14 protein-coding genes are annotated in these 14630 nt (G+C 72.1%); 10 read left to right on the forward strand and 4 right to left on the reverse strand.

Annotation, left to right across the window (positions count from 1 at the left end; all coding sequences use genetic code 11):
* The first annotated feature begins 8 nt into the window (after window positions 1–8).
* Window positions 9–596 (forward strand): TetR/AcrR family transcriptional regulator, encoded by a 588-nt coding sequence (locus tag ACFPLC_RS41305; RefSeq protein ID WP_378205957.1) that lies wholly within the window; start codon window positions 9–11, stop codon window positions 594–596.
* Window positions 597–598: 2 nt separating this feature from the next.
* Here ACFPLC_RS41305 and ACFPLC_RS41310 read toward each other — a convergent pair whose 3' ends face one another.
* Both ACFPLC_RS41310 and ACFPLC_RS41315 read right to left on the reverse strand, forming a co-directional pair.
* Window positions 599–1522 carry an alpha/beta hydrolase gene (locus ACFPLC_RS41310; protein ID WP_378205960.1) on the reverse strand — a complete coding sequence of 308 codons (924 nt, stop codon included), beginning with the start codon at window positions 1520–1522 and terminating at the stop codon, window positions 599–601.
* Window positions 1519–2493, reverse strand: coding sequence for a methyltransferase domain-containing protein (locus ACFPLC_RS41315; RefSeq protein ID WP_378205963.1), 975 nt, complete (start codon window positions 2491–2493; stop codon window positions 1519–1521). The genes ACFPLC_RS41310 and ACFPLC_RS41315 overlap by 4 nt, the downstream gene beginning before the upstream one ends.
* Before the next feature lie 229 nt (window positions 2494–2722).
* Between ACFPLC_RS41315 and ACFPLC_RS41320 the strand changes: the two genes are divergently transcribed.
* From ACFPLC_RS41320 to ACFPLC_RS41340, 5 genes are read left to right on the forward strand one after another with little or no spacing between them, the layout of a single operon-like run.
* On the forward strand, window positions 2723–4459 hold the full coding sequence (locus ACFPLC_RS41320) for a dipeptide ABC transporter ATP-binding protein (protein WP_378205966.1): 1737 nt from the start codon (window positions 2723–2725) through the stop codon (window positions 4457–4459).
* Entirely contained in the window at window positions 4456–6033 is a 1578-nt protein-coding gene (locus ACFPLC_RS41325; RefSeq protein WP_378205969.1) for an ABC transporter substrate-binding protein, read from the forward strand. The genes ACFPLC_RS41320 and ACFPLC_RS41325 overlap by 4 nt, the downstream gene beginning before the upstream one ends.
* Window positions 6030–6974: an ABC transporter permease gene (locus ACFPLC_RS41330; RefSeq protein WP_378205972.1), complete on the forward strand. Its 945-nt coding sequence runs from the start codon at window positions 6030–6032 to the stop codon at window positions 6972–6974. The genes ACFPLC_RS41325 and ACFPLC_RS41330 overlap by 4 nt, the downstream gene beginning before the upstream one ends.
* Complete coding sequence (locus tag ACFPLC_RS41335) at window positions 6971–7876, forward strand: ABC transporter permease (RefSeq protein WP_378205975.1); 906 nt, start codon at window positions 6971–6973, stop codon at window positions 7874–7876. The genes ACFPLC_RS41330 and ACFPLC_RS41335 overlap by 4 nt, the downstream gene beginning before the upstream one ends.
* A 12-nt stretch (window positions 7877–7888) precedes the next feature.
* Window positions 7889–8623: an alpha/beta fold hydrolase gene (locus ACFPLC_RS41340; protein ID WP_446681655.1), complete on the forward strand. Its 735-nt coding sequence runs from the start codon at window positions 7889–7891 to the stop codon at window positions 8621–8623.
* Window positions 8624–8661: 38 nt separating this feature from the next.
* Here the strand turns inward: ACFPLC_RS41340 and ACFPLC_RS41345 are convergent, their stop codons facing one another.
* Complete coding sequence (locus tag ACFPLC_RS41345; RefSeq protein WP_378205978.1) at window positions 8662–9582, reverse strand: aldo/keto reductase; 921 nt, start codon at window positions 9580–9582, stop codon at window positions 8662–8664.
* A gap of 45 nt (window positions 9583–9627) precedes the next feature.
* Here ACFPLC_RS41345 and ACFPLC_RS41350 point away from each other — a divergent pair, with 45 nt between their 5' ends.
* Entirely contained in the window at window positions 9628–10362 is a 735-nt protein-coding gene (locus tag ACFPLC_RS41350) for an SDR family NAD(P)-dependent oxidoreductase (RefSeq protein WP_378205981.1), read from the forward strand.
* Here ACFPLC_RS41350 and ACFPLC_RS41355 read toward each other — a convergent pair whose 3' ends face one another.
* Window positions 10363–11685 carry an amidohydrolase gene (locus ACFPLC_RS41355; protein WP_378205984.1) on the reverse strand — a complete coding sequence of 441 codons (1323 nt, stop codon included), beginning with the start codon at window positions 11683–11685 and terminating at the stop codon, window positions 10363–10365.
* A 23-nt stretch (window positions 11686–11708) separates the two neighbouring features.
* Between ACFPLC_RS41355 and ACFPLC_RS41360 the strand changes: the two genes are divergently transcribed.
* Genes ACFPLC_RS41360 through ACFPLC_RS41370 form a run of 3 tightly spaced genes read left to right on the forward strand, consistent with a single transcriptional unit; the run spans window position 11709 to window position 14622 of the window.
* Window positions 11709–12812, forward strand: a complete 1104-nt coding sequence (locus tag ACFPLC_RS41360; RefSeq protein ID WP_378205998.1) for a zinc-binding dehydrogenase — start codon at window positions 11709–11711, stop codon at window positions 12810–12812.
* Between the two features lie 11 nt (window positions 12813–12823).
* The gene (locus ACFPLC_RS41365; RefSeq protein ID WP_378205987.1) at window positions 12824–13771 is read left to right on the forward strand and encodes an aldo/keto reductase; all 948 of its coding nucleotides are present in this window, start codon (window positions 12824–12826) and stop codon (window positions 13769–13771) included.
* Complete coding sequence (locus ACFPLC_RS41370; RefSeq protein WP_378236120.1) at window positions 13768–14622, forward strand: alpha/beta hydrolase; 855 nt, start codon at window positions 13768–13770, stop codon at window positions 14620–14622. The genes ACFPLC_RS41365 and ACFPLC_RS41370 overlap by 4 nt, the downstream gene beginning before the upstream one ends.
* The last annotated feature ends 8 nt before the right edge of the window (window positions 14623–14630 follow it).

Consider the following 14630-nt stretch of genomic DNA (forward strand, 5'->3'; position numbering starts at 1 on the left):
GGTGCCGGGTGCCCAAGATCATCGACCACGACCAGCGGCGCAGCGACATCGTCGACGTCACCTGGGACCTGATCGTGCGGGGCGGGATCGAAGCCGCCACCATGCGGGAGATCGCCGCCGCCGCCGGATTCGCCAACGGGGCCCTGAAGCTCTACTTCCCCAGCAAAGAAGACATCATCGCGGCCACCTACGAGCGAGCCCTCGACATGATGCGCCAGTACGTCGAGCTCGACGGGCTGCGGGGGCTCACCGCGCTGCGCGAGATCTGCGTTTCGTCCATGCCGATCGACGAAGAGCGGATCACCGCCGGGCGGGTGCTGCTCATCTTCTGGCAGATGTCGCTGGGCAACCGGACCATGCACGACAAGTACCTCGAGCACGTCCGCGAGTGGCGCGGGCTGCTGCACCGCTTCCTCGCCGAGGGCCGCGAAGACGGCGACATCGTCACCGCGACCCCCGACGAGCAGATCGTCGACGAGATCGTGCTGCTCAACGCCGGCGCCAACGTGATGAGCCTGGTGGCGGGCGAGTTCTCCACGATCGACCTCCAGCACCGGCACCTGGAGTCCCTCCTGGACCGCCTCACCCGCCCCTGACCTCAGGCGAAGATCCCCCGCAGGTACGCGGCCACCTCGGCGTGCGACCGCGCGGACGCGGGCAGGCCGGTGTACAGGCCGTAGAAACCGTGGATCTGCCCGGCGTACCGGTGCAGGTCCACCGCCACCCCGGCCTCCGCCAGCCGGCGGGCGAACGCCTCCCCCTCGTCACGCAGGACGTCGTACTCCGCCGTCAGCACCAGCGCCGGCGGCAGGCTCGTGAGGTCACCGGCCCGCGACGGCAGCACGTAGGGGTCGTCCAGCGAAGGCGGAGCGTATTGGGCGAAGAAGAACCGCATGGCGTCGGCGGTCATGCCGTAACCCGTCGCGAAGTCCACATAGGACGCATGGCCGTCGTCGGGGTGGCCGAACACCGGGCAGATCAGCACCTGCGCCGCGATCGGCGGGCCGCCGCGGTCGCGGGCCATCAGGGAGACCACTGTGGACAGGTTGCCGCCGGCGCTCTCGCCGCCGACCGCGATCCGGGACGGCGAAACCGCCGGTCCCCCGCCGCCCGCCGCCAGCCATTCCAGCACGGCGTAGCAGTCCTCGGGCGCCGCCGGGTACGGGTCCTCCGGTGCGAGGCGGTACTCGACGGCCGCGACCGCGACCGACGCCGCCGCGCACACCGCGCGGGAGGCGACCTCGTTCTCGTCGATCGAGCCGATCGTCCAGCCGCCGCCGTGGATCCACACGAACACCGGCACCGGGCCCGGCGCGTCCGGCAGGTACAGCCGGACGCGCAGGTCGCCGCCCGGGCCGGGCACGGACACCTCGGTCACCGAAGCCACCGGCGCCAGCGGGCCCGGCTCCGGCCGCGACGCCGCGAACGCCGCCCGCAGCTCGACAGCCGTCATCGGGCGGACGGGCGCGTCGGGGCTGCGGGCCAGCAGCTCCCGCACCGCGGGGTCGAGCCCCATGCTCACACCGCCTCCGCGACGAGGACCCGCGGCGAACCCGGCAGCGTCAGCCGGTTCACCGGCCGCCACCCGGCCCCGGCCAGCCAGCCCCGGACGTCCCGCTCGGGGTACACGACCGTGCCGTCGATGACCAGGTACTCCCCCGCGTGCAGCGCGTCCAGCGCCCGCGGCGAGTCGTCCTCGTCCAGGAAGAAGTCCAGCAGCAGCAGCCGGGCACCCGGCGCCGCCGCCGCCCGCGCGTGCCGCAGGATGGCCCGGTTCTCCTCGACGGAGAACCGGTGGACCACGTGGTTGACCATGACGAGGTCGAACTCGCCCTCGGGTTCGGCGCCCGGGGTCGGTGCGCCGACGACGGTCGTCCGGCCGGCGAACTCCGCGACGGCCGCGGTGACCGAGTCCACCGACCGCGGGTCGTAGACGAAGGTCGCCCGCAGGACGTCGTTCGCATGGAGGGCCTGGAGCGCGAACTCGGCGGAAAGGCCGCCCAGATCCAAGAGGTTCTTGTACCCGCCGAAGTCGAATTCGCGTGCCAGCATGCGCGCGTGCAGGGCGTTATACACCATGACCCCGCCGAGGAAGGTGGTCCAGCGGTCGCCGCCGAGGTCGAGTTCGCCGGGCTCGCCGGTGTCGGTGGTGTGCGCGAACTGCAGCCAGTGCGGGTAGCTGATCGTCTCGAGAAAGGTCAGGAACGGCGCGAGGTCCAGACCTCCTCCGCCGAGGTACTCGGTGGTGTCGGGCGTGAGCGCGTAGCGACCGTCCACGCGGGACAGCAGGCCGCGCGCGGCCAGGGCGTCGCCGAGGATCCGGACGATGTTCTCCGGCTTGCCGGTGCGCTCCGCCAGCTCGGCCGGGCCGAGCGGCCCGGCCGCCAGCGCCGGGAACAGGCCGATCCGGTTGGCGGCGAAGAGCTGCTGGGCGGCCATGTAACCGATGGCGGTTTCCACGATCCGGTCGGGCGCGGCGGGGGTGGGCGTCACGTCGTCCTCCTTGTGTTCGACCCGGACACTCTACATGCGTAGATAAAAGATTCCAGAGACGAATTTTCCCCGTGCAGCAACAAAAAGCCGTGATGTTTCAACTTCCTACGTTCGTAGAATAAAACCATTGACATGGTCCCCGGCCAGTGTCAACATGCGTAGAACTACCCCTGCCGGTGCCCGGCAGTCCGGCCCGCCCCCTCGCGGCGGGCACGAGGAAGGGGAATCCATGACGCTGCTCGAAATCCGGGAGCTCACCGTCGGCGTCGTCACCGACGACACCGAACGCGAACTCGTGCGGGAGCTCTCCCTCGATCTCGGGCAAGGGCGGACGCTCTGCGTGGTCGGCGAGTCCGGCAGCGGCAAGACCGTGACCGCCCTGTCGATCATCCGCCTGCTCGAGTTCGTCGCCCCCGTGCGCACCCGCGGCGAAATCGCCTTCGACGGCGTGGACGTGACGAAGCTGCCCGCCGACGCGATGCGTGCCTACCGCGGACCGCGGATCGGCATGATCTTCCAGGAGGCCCTCGATTCGCTGAACCCGAGCCGCCGCGTCGGCCACCAGCTGGCCGAGGCCTACCGCGAGCCGGGATCGCCGCCCGGGCGGGCGGCCCGCCGCGGCAGCCCGCTGCGCAAGCGGGCCGAGGCCAAGGCGAAGCGGCTGCTGACCGAAGTCGGGCTGACCGACACCGACCGGATCCTGCGGCTGTACCCGCACCAGATGTCCGGCGGCATGCAGCAGCGCGTGATGATCGCGCTGGCCCTGATGGCCGACCCGGACCTGCTCATCGCCGACGAGCCGACGACCGCGCTCGACGTCACCACGCAGGCGGAGATCCTCACGCTGTTCGACCGGGTCCGCCGCGACCACGGCACCGCCTGCGTGTTCATCACCCACGACATGGGCGTCGCCGCGCAGGTCGCCGACCGGATCGCGGTGATGTACCGCGGGCGCCTGGTCGAGGTGGGCTCGCGCGACGAGGTCCTGACGCGACCGAAGCACCCGTACACCCGGGCGCTGCTCGGGTGCGTGCCGCAGCTCGGCGTCGACCGCCGCGACGGGTTCCCCACGATTTCGGCCGCCCTCCTCGAATCGGCCATGGCGGGCGAAGCGACCGAAGCCGTCGAAACCCGGACGCTCAAGGCGCGTCCGGAAAGGAACCACGAAGGGCCCGCGCTGAGCATCACCGCGGTGTCCAAAGTGTACGGACGAAAAGGACGCCGGGTCGAAGCGGTGCGGGACGTCTCCCTGGAGATCCCGCCCGGGGAGTTCTTCGGGCTGGTCGGCGAATCCGGCTCCGGCAAGTCGACCCTCGGCCGGCTGGTGAGCGCGCTGGAACCGCCGACGTCCGGCACGGTCGCCTTCGGCGCGCACGGGATCACCCCGGCCGGGCTCGCCGGTGACGAACGGGCGTTCCGCCGCCGCGTCCAGCTCATCTTCCAGGACCCGCAGAGCTCCCTGGACCCCCGGCACACCGCCGCCCGGATCATCGCCGAGCCGCTCAAGGAGCTCACCCCGTTGCGCGGTGCCGAGCTCGACCGGCGGGTCGCCGACCTGATCGACGAGGTCGGGCTGCCGAAGGACACCGCGGGGAAGCTGCCGTCGCAGCTGTCCGGCGGGCAGCGGCAGCGCGTCTCCATCGCGCGGGCGATCGCCGCCGGGCCCGAGCTGATCGTCGCCGACGAGCCGACGTCGGCCCTCGACGTCTCGGTGCAGGGCCAGGTGATGAACCTGCTGCTGGACCTGCGCCGCACCCGCACGCTGAGCCTGCTGTTCATCACCCACAACCTCAGCCTCGTGCTCTCGGTCGCCGACCGCGTCGGCGTCATGTACCGCGGAGAGCTGATCGAGACCGGCACCCCCGACGAGATCCGCCTCTCCCCGCGGCACGACTACACCCGGCGGCTGCTCGCCGCCAACCCCGACCTGCCCGCCCTCCCCCACACAGGATCGACGCGCCCATGAAGAGAACTCCCCTGCTCGCCGCCCTCGCCGCCGCGGCCACCCTGCTCGCCGGCTGCATGGGCAGCGCCGGAACGGCCCCGGCCGCCGACGGGCCGCCGGTCCGCGGCGGCAACCTCACCGTCGCCGTCCCGACCGATCCGCAGTCGCTCGACATGGTCGCCAACCCCGGCCAGGTGACCGCGCAGATCGGCAACATGATGTACGAGAAGCTGTTCGAGGTCGACCAGCACTTCGTCGCCCGGCCGATGCTCGTCGACACCTACACGACCAGCCCGGACCGGCTCGCCTACACGTTCAAGCTGCGCCAGGGCGTCACGTTCCAGGACGGCAACCCGCTGACCGCGAACGACGTCGTGGCGAGCCTGCAGCGCTGGCAGAAGAGCCACCGCACCGGGCAGCTCGTCACCCCGGACATCGACGCGATCACCGCGCCCGACCCGGCGACGGTGGCCATCAAGCTCAAGCGGCCGCGCTACCCGCTGATCGACGAACTGGCCGGTGCGGGCACCGAGATCTACGAGGCGAAGAACCTGGCAGGCCTGCCCGCCACCGGGTTCGGCCAGGACAAGGCCGTCGGCACCGGCCCGTACAAGCTGAAGAGCTGGGACATCGGCCAGCAGCTGGTGCTCCAGCGCTACGACGGCTACAAGTCGCGGCCCGAAGAGGACTGGGGCGGCCAGGCCGGCGCCAAGCACGCCTACCTCGACACGGTCACCTACAAGGTCGTCGGTGATCAGGACGCGCTGATCAACGGCCTGCAGACCGGCCAGTGGGACCACGCGATGCCGGCCAACGACCAGTACGAACAGCTCAAGGCCAACCCGAACCTGGTGGTGCACAACCTGCCCGGCGGCAACGAGAACGTCGTCATCCCCAACTTCAACCCCGGTTCGAAGTTCGCCGACCCCCGGGCCCGCCAGGCGCTGAACCTCCTGCTGGACAAGCCCGCCATCAACGCGGCGACCGGGGGCAGCAAGGACCTGACCATCGAGACGGGCGCGTTCGCCTCGCCGGACAACAAGGCGTCCTACTCGACGGCCGGTGAGTCGGTCTACCGGCAGTACGACCCGGCGCGCGCGAAGGAACTGCTCGCCGAGGCCGGGATCACGACCGGCGCGACGATCCACATCGTCACCACGAACTCCTACCCCGAGTTCGGCAAGTGGGCCGTGCTCATCCAGGACGCGCTGGGCAAGATCGGGCTGCAGACCAAGATCGACACCTTCGACTTCGCCACCATGCTCGGCACCCTGACCAAGGACCCGGGCGGCTGGGACATCACCACGCTGTTCTTCGACTCGTCGCTGACCTCCCCCGCCCAGATGCCGGCGCTCACCCTCGGCACGCTGAATGGCTCGTCGTCGCCGGAGCTCGACGGGCTGCTGGCCGAGTTCAACGCCTCGACCACACCCGAGCAGGCCAAGGCCGTCATCGACAAGCTCCAGGCGTTCACCTGGAAGCAGCTGTCGGTGATCACGCTGAGCCAGTCGAAGCTCTGGGCGGCCTACACCCCGCGGCTCAAGGGCTACGGCGACTTCTACCGGGTGTTCTGGAACTCCTGGCTGGCCGCATGACCGGGGTCCTGCTGCGCCGGCTGCGCGACCTGGCGATCATCCTGGTCATCGTCGGCACCATGATGTTCTTCGTCATCCGGCTGATCCCGGGCGACCCGGCCCAGGCCATCCTCGGCCCGACCGCGCGCCCGGCCGACGTCGCCGCGCTGCGCACGAGCCTGGGCCTCGACGGCTCGCTCTGGCAGCAGTACCTGAGCTGGGCCGGGCACGTGCTGCGCGGCGACTTCGGCACGTCGATCACCTACCACCAGCCGGTGCTCGACGTCGTCGCCGCGCACATCGTGCCGACGCTGACGCTCGCCGTGCTGTCGACGATCATCAGCTTCGTCCTGTCGGTGGCGATCACGGCGTGGCAGGCGGTGTCGCCGCGCAACCTCGTGGCCCGCGCGCTCGACCGGCTGTCCTCGCTCGGGATGGCGATGCCGGACTTCTGGATCTCGCTGGTGCTGGTGCTGGTGTTCTCGGTGACGCTGCGGTGGTTCCCCTCCAGCGGCTACCACGACCTGCTCACCGACCCGGTGGCCGCGGTGCCGGCGCTGGTGCTGCCGGTGGCCGTGCTCGTCATCGGGCAGACGGCGCTGTTCGTGCTCACCCTGCGCGAGAGCGTGCTCGGCGAGCTGCCGCTCGCCTACCTGCGGACCGCCCGCGTCAAGGGCCTGCCGGAGCGGCGGGTCATGCTCGAGCACGTCCTGCCGAACGCGCTGATGCCGCTGGTGACGCAGCTGGGGAGCAACTTCGCCATGCTCGTCGGCGGCATCGTGATCATCGAGTCGATCTTCGTGGTACCCGGCCTCGGGCACCTGCTCATGGGTGCGGTGTCCACCCGCGACTTCCCGCTCATCCAGGGCGTGACGTTGTTCGTCGCGGTGCTGTTCGTGGTGGTCAACCTGCTGGTCGACCTCTCGTACGCGCTGCTCGACCCGAAGGTGCGTGTCGCATGAGCCTCGCCGTCGCCGAACCCGCCACCGCGGTGGACGCTCCCCCGCCGGGGCGCGCGGCCCGGGTGTTCCGGCGCAACCGGACCCTCGTCGTGTGCTCGGTCCTGCTCGGCCTGATCGTGCTGACCGTGGTCGTGCTGCCGTTCTTCCTGCCGAGCGTCAGCGCGACCGATCCGGTGCACCGCCTGCTGCCGCCTTCGGGCGCGCATCCGCTCGGCACCGACTCGTTCGGCCGGGACGTGCTGGCCCGGCTGGTGTCCGGCGGCCGCGCGTCGCTGGGGCTGTCGGCGCTGATCACGGTGTGCGCGGCCTTCTCGGGGATGCTGATCGGCCTGGTGAGCGGGTTCTACCGGGCCGCCGACGCGGTACTGATGCGGCTGATGGACGCGTGGATGTCGTTCCCGGCGATCATCCTGGCGATGGCACTGGCCATCGCGCTGGGCGCGAGCATCTGGACCGAGCTGATCGCGCTGACGGTGATCTTCACGCCGTTCACCGCCCGGGTGATCCGCAGCCGCGTGCTCGGCATCGCCGGGCGGCAGTACATCGGCGCCGCCCGCGTGTCCGGGATGAGCCGCGGCAAGATCCTGCTGGTGCACGTGTTCCCCAACGTGCTGCCGCTGGCGCTGGTCCAGGTGGTGATCCTGGCCGCGGCCGCGATGCTCGTCGACGGCGCCATGAGCTTCCTCGGCCTCGGCATCGCCCCGCCCACGCCGACCTGGGGCAACATGATCGCCGAGGGCCGGTCGTACCTGGTCACCGCGCCGTGGCTGGTCGTCGTGCCCGGCGTGACGATCATGGTCTGCGTGCTGCTGCTCAACCTCGCCGGCTCCGCGCTGCGGATCGCCGTCGACACCCGTGCCCGGACGCTCGGCGAGCTGCAGCGCCTGCGCCGGGCTTCGTGAGAAAGGACCTCCTTGACGCTCACCTCCCTTGCCGTCCGCCGGTTCGCCCCCGAAGGCCCGCCCGTCGGGCCGCCGGTGCTGCTGCTGCACGGGTTCGCCTCCGACGGGCCCACCGACTGGATCAGCACGGGCTGGCCGTCGGCGCTCACCGCCGCGGGCCGTCCGGTGCTGGTGCCCGACCTGCCCGGCCACGGCTCCAGTCCGGCGCTCGCCGACACGACTCCGAAGGCGATCGCCGGGGAACTCGCGGCCGCGGTGGGCCATGTGTCCGAAGTGGACGTCGTCGGCTACTCGCTCGGGGCGCGGCTGGCGTGGGAACTGCCCGCGGTGCTGCCGGTCCGGCGGCTGGTGCTGGGCGGGATCAGCCCGCACGAGCCGTTCGGCGCGGTCGACGTCGAGGCCGCGCTGGCCTTCGCCGGCGGCGGGCGGCTGCCGGCCGACCCGCTGACGGCGGCGATCGCCCGGATGATCACCGCGCCCGGCCGCGACCCGGCCGCCCTCGCCCGGTGCATCGAGGGTTTGCGGCGAGAGCCGTTCGCGCCGGAGGCGGGCACCCTCACCGTGCCGACGCGGTTCGTCGCGGGCCGGGACGACCCGGTCAGCCAGGGCATCGAAACCCTCGTCGCCCTGGTGCCGGGCAGCGACCTCCTGACGGTCCCCGGCGACCACGGCGGCGCCCTGCGCGGCGCCCCCTTCCGCACCGCGGCCCTCACCTTCCTCACCACCCCTGACCGCCCTCGTGAGTGAGAAACAGTGTTAGAACACTGTTTCTCACTCACGAGGGTTCACCAGGAGCCGTCGGGATTGACGGCTTGGTCGAGACGGAGGTGGTCGAGGGCCGCGCGGATTTCGGGGCCGTGTTCGCGAGCCAGGAGGAGCGCGCCGAGGTTGTCGGTCAGCTGCTCCACGCGGCTCACTCCGAACAGGACGTTCGCCACCGGTTCGTACGCCAGGCAGAAGGCCAGCGCGAGCTGGGCGCGGGTGGCGCCGAAGTCCGCCGCGACGCGGCCGACCTCCGCGGACGCGTCCACGATGGCCGACCGGATGCCGCCGACGTCCGCGCCGATCTTCCGGCTCGGGGACGCATTGCCCAGCAGCACTCCGCCTTCGAAGACGTCGGAGGCCTGCAGCGCCAGCCGCCCACTCGTGAAGTGCTTGCGGTAGGGCTCGCCTTCGGCCATCGAGCGGCGGGCGATCGAGTACTTCAGCTGGGCGAACTCCGGCCCCGGGAGACCTTCGCGATCCGCGAACTCCAGTGCCGCGTCCAGGTCCGCGGCGAGCCAGTTGTTGACGCCCCAGCCGCCGATCCGCCCGGCCCGGATCTGCTCCGCGACCTCGGTGACGACCCGCGGGACGTCCGGCCGCTCCCGGTAGTCGCCCACCACGACCAGATCCGCGTACCCCGTGCCGATCCGGCCCAGCGACGTCCGGAGCTGCTCGGCGAAGCCGCTGCGGGGGTAGTCCCAGAGCCAGAGCTTGCCGCACAGCACGTAGTCCTCGCGCGCGATCCCGGCTTGCCGCACGGCCTCGCCGAAAAGGATGTCGGTGCGCGAGTTCTCCGCGTGCGGGCCGAAGTCGTAGTGGGCGACGTCGAACAGGGTCACGCCGGCGTCGACGGCCGTCCTGAGCAGCCGGACGGCGTCGCCGAAGTCCATCCGGTCCCAGGTGTTCCACGAGCCGAGGCCGAAGGCCGATCTTCCGAGCACGGGTTTTCCTTTCGCCGCAGCACATCTTTCATCTACGATTGTAGAATGAAAACACGGGTTGTGGTGGTCACGGGTGGCGCGAGCGGAATCGGCCGCGGGGTCGCCGAAGGATTTCTCGCCGCGGGCGACCGGGTGGTCCTGGCCGATGTGGACGCCCGGGCCGCGCACGACGCCGGTCGCGAGATCGGCGCCGAGCACGTCGAACTGGACATCGCGGACCCGGCGTCGGTCGAGGCGGCGGCCGCCCTGGTGGCGGACCGGTTCGGGCCGGTGGACGTGCTGGTCAACAACGCCGGGCTGGCCGGGGGCGGTGGTCCGCTGACCGGCCTGGACGTCGAGGTCTTCGACCGCTGCCTGCGGGTCAACTTCCGCGGCACGTTCCTGATGACCCGCGCAGTGGGCGCGCACATGGCCGCGGCCGGGACGCGCGGGGCGATCGTGAACATCTCCTCGATCGGCGCCCGGCAGCCGACGCCCGGGCTCGGCCACTACGAAGCCACCAAGGCGGCCGTCGACGCCCTGACCCGGTCCGCCGCCCTGGAACTGGCTCCACACGGGATTCGCGTCAACGCGGTCGCACCCGGACCGGTGCTGACGCCGATGACGGCGGGGTTCGCCGCGGACCCCGCCGCCCGCGCGGCCTGGGAGGCCCGGATCCCGCTGGGCCGCATCGCCGCCGTCGGCGACATCGTCCCGGCGGTGGTGTTCCTGGCCTCGCCCGCCGCCGGGCACATCACCGGGGTGAGCCTGGCGGTGGACGGCGGCCAGCTGCTCACCTGACTATCCCTTGTGGACGATCCGGCCGCCGGTCACGGTCAGCTCGACGGTGACCGACGGCAGGTCCGCCAGGGCGACACCCAGCGGATCGGCACCGAGGACGCAGAAGTCGGCCACCTTGCCCGGTTCCAGGGACCCCTTCCACGCCGCGGATCCGTCCTGTGCCGCGGCTTCGGTCGTGTAGCAGCGGAGCAGGCGCGCGGTGAGCCCGGGCGTGACACCTCGCGCGCCCAGCAGCTCCCCCGCGGCCGCGAGGTGGACGCGCCAGTCGGGCGTGACGACGGGCGCGTCGCTGCTCAGCGTGAGCGGCACGCCGAGGTCGAGGATGTCCCGCAACGGCCACGCCTTCGCGGCGACGTCCTCGCCGAGCGCGGTGGCGACCATCGGCCGCATCGCGGTGGCGATGGCCGGTTGCGTGGTCAGCCCGACGCCCCGGGCGGCCATCCGCCGCAGCTGGGCCGGGGTGACGAGGTCGCCGTGCACGAGGTGGTCGCCGGCCCGCAGGTGCTCGAGGGCGGCTTCGATGCTGCGTTCGCCGGTGGCGTGGACGCCGACCACCAGACCGGCTTCGTGGGCCAGCGAGATCATCTTCGCCAGGTTGGCCGCGCGCCCGTCGTCGTCGGGACCGTCGACGAGCAGGGTTCCGCGCGTGCCGTCGGCGTAGCAGTGGTGGGTCCAGGCCGTGCGCATCGGCGGGATGCCGTCGGCGAAGATCTTGACGCCGGTGACGGCCAGCCATTCCGGGTCCGCCGTCGGCACCGGCGTGGCCAGGCCACGCTCGAAGTCCCCCAGCGAACTGGCGCCGTCGAGGAGACCGAACAGGCGCAGCACGGTGACCCGGGCCCGCAGCCGCCCTTCGCGGTGCAGGGCCGCGTACTCGTCGAGGACGTCCGCCGAGAAGCAGCCGGTCTCGCCCGGGCCGAGGCCGGGCTCGGTGTAGCTGGTGATGCCGAGCGCCGCACAGACGTCACCGGCCCGCAGGATCGCGGCCCGCCGGTCTTCCGCGGTGACGACCGGGGTTTCCTCGTACGGCACGCCGAGCAGCGGGTGCGGCCACCGGGCGCCGAGCCAGGTCGCGTGCAGGTGGGCGTCGTTGATGCCCGGCAGCACCGTGCGGCCGACGAGGTCCAGCACCTCGGTGCCCGGTCCGATGTGGCCGGTCAGGTCGCCGCCGGTCGCGGCGATCCGGCCGTCGCGCACCGCGAGACCGGTGACCGTGCCCGCGGGGCCGAAGGTGTGCACCACCCCGCCGTGGACGACCAGGTCCGCCGGGTGGTTCCGTTGCGCCGTCATGGTTTCCTCCCGGCCCTGGACTTTTTCTTCCACGACTGTAGACTAAAAAGATGGCCCTGCCCACCCACACGGAGGCCGCCGTTCTCACCGGCCACCGCGCTCCCCTCGAACTGCGCGAGCTCCCGCTGCCCGAAGAGCCCGAGCCCGGTGCCGCGCTCGTGCGGCTCACCTGCACCACGTTGTGCGGCACCGACGTCCACCTGTGGTCGGGGCAGATGAGCCTGCCCGGCATGCTCCCGATGGTGCTGGGCCACGAGATGGTCGGCGAAGTCGTCACCACCGGGCCGGGTACCACCGACACCCTCGGCCGGGAGATCAAGCCGGGCGACCGCATCGGCTGGTCCGAGTCGACGTGCGGGAGGTGTTACGGCTGCGCGGTTCTGCGCGAGCCGGTCGCCTGCGAGCACCGCGGCTACGGCTTCCTCCAGCGCGCCGACCGGTTCCCGTACGCCACCGGCGGCCTGGCCCGGTACTGCTACGTGACGCCCGGCGCGGCGAAGCTGCTGTTGCCGGACGACGTCCCGGACACGTGGGCGTCGATGTCCGGCTGCGCGGGCAAGACCGTGCTGCGCGCGGTCGCCCGGTCCGGCGGCATCCGTCCGAACGCGACAGTCGTGGTCCAGGGCGCGGGCGCGCTCGGCGTGTTCGCCACGGCGGTCGCCCGTCTCTGCGGCGCCGGGGTGGTGATCACCGTCGGCGGCCCGCAGTCGCGGCTGGCCGTGGCCGAACGGTTCGGCGCCACCGCGACCGTCTCCGTCGAGTCCACTCCGGACGAACGCGTCGAGCGGGTGCGCGAGCTGACCGGCGGCCGCGGCGCCGACCACGTCTTCGACTTCGCGGGCGGCCCGACGATCGGCGAGGAGGCCGTCGCCTTCGCCGCCCAGCGCGGGACGGTCGCCCTCGTCGGGTCGACCGGTCCGGTGCCCGTCCCGGTGCCGCTGGGCACGGTGATGGGCAAGGAGCTGACCCTCGCCGGTTCCCTCAACGGCGACATCGCCGACTACCACCGTTCGGTCGGGTTCTTCCGCGCCTTCGCCGATCGGATGCCGTGGGACGAGCTGTTCAGTCCGCCGGTCGGGCTGGCCGGCGCGTCCGCCGCCGTCGAGTCGATGTCCCGGCTCGGCGAGCTCAAAGCCGTCATCGACCCCCGACTGCCCTAGGAGGGTTCCCCGTGCCCATCCCCCAGCGCCGCATCGGCCGCGACGGCCCGCGCACCGGCGTGCTGTCCCTCGGCTCGTGGCACACCTACGACCGGATGGACTTCCGCGAAGCCGTTTCGCTGCTGCGGACCGCCGTCGACGCCGGGATCACGCTTTTCGACGTCGGGGTGTACGGCCTGCCCGGCAGCCCGCCGGTGTTCACCGACGTGCTGTTCTCGGCCATGGTCCGGGCCGCCGGCCTGCGCCGGGACGACTACCTGCTCTCGGCCAAGCTGTGGCTGGAGGGCTATCCGGAGCACAGCCTGCGCGCCCAGCTGGAGAACGCGTTCTTCCGCGCCGGTGTCACCCACGCCGACCTGGTGATCCTCGGCGACCTCCGGCGCGCCGACACCGACCTGCACGCCCTCGTCACCGACCTCGCCGAGTTGCACGACGCGGGGCTGATCGGGCAGTGGGGCGTCAACAATTGGTCGGCGTCGGCGATCAAGGCCGTGCACGGCTTCGCGGCCGCGGACGGTGTCCCGGGCCCCGCGATCGCCCAGCTGAAGTACAGCGTCGCCCGGCGGTCCATTCCGGACGGTGCCCCGTTCGCCTCGGTCTTCGAGCTCGGGGTGTCGCTGCAGGCGTCCGACGTCTTCGAGGGCGGGGTGCTGCTCGGGAAGGGCGGGCGCCAGGTCGGCCGCGACCCCGGTGACGTCCGGCAGCGGATCGCGGACTCGGCCGGGGAGCTCGCGAAGGTGGCCGAGAGCGTCGGAGCGACCCCGGCCCAGCTGTGCCTGGCGTTCACCCTGACGCACCCGGCGAACACGACGACGTTGTTCGGCGCCACGAGTGTGCGGCAGCTCGAGGACAACCTGAAGGCGGTCGCGCTGGCCGAGCGGGTGGGCGCGGCGGCGCTGCGGGCGCTGGTGGAACCGTTCTGGGCGGATCGGGACGCCGTCGATCCGGAGGGGCCGTGAACCTCTCCGCCGAGACGCTCCCCGCGATCCGCGCGTCCTTTCGCAACCCCACCCCGCCGGAGGCCATCGGCGACCGGGACATCACCTGGTCGGACCACACGCTGGACGGCGGGGTCGTGGTCACGGTGCTGCAGCCCCGGCACCCGCGGCCGGACGCACCGGGCCTGTACAGCATCCACGGCGGCGGGATGGTGATGGACGACCGGTTCGCCGACCTGCCGCGCCTGGTGCCGTTGATCGAGGAGTTCGGGTTCGTCTGCGCGACCGTCGAGTACCGGCTCGCGCCCGAGCACCCGCACCCGGCGCCGCTCGAAGACTGCTACGCGGGCCTCGTGTGGTTCGCCTCGGCCTTCGGCTTCGAGCGGCTCGTCGTCGGAGGTGGCAGCGCGGGCGGCGGGCTCAGCGCCGGGGTGGCGCTGCTGGCCCGCGACCGCGGCGGGCCGGCGCTGGCCGGGCAGCTGCTGCTGTGCCCGATGCTCGACGACCGGACGTCGGCCGACCTCCCGGACCTCGTGTGGACGAAGGAAGCCAACGACTTCGGCTGGCGCAGCCTGCTGAACGGGCAGGTTTCGCCGTACGCGGCCCCGGCGCGGATGGCGGACCTGAGCGGCCTGCCGCCGGCCTTCGTCGAGGTCGGCGGCGCAGAGCTGTTCCGCGACGAAGACGCGGCCTACGCCCAGCGGCTGGCCCGAGCGGGGGTGCCCACCGAGCTGCACGTCTGGGCGGAGGCCCACCACGGCTTCGACCGCTTCGCCCCGGAGGCGGAGGTCACCCGCGCGGCCTTGGCCGCGCGCTCCTCCTGGCTGCGGCGGCTGCTCACCCCGGGGGTCGTGAGTGGTAAGGCGGGTTAGAACCCGCC

Source organism: Amycolatopsis plumensis, from assembly GCF_042652605.1.
Taxonomy (GTDB): Bacteria; Actinomycetota; Actinomycetes; order Mycobacteriales; family Pseudonocardiaceae; genus Amycolatopsis; species Amycolatopsis plumensis.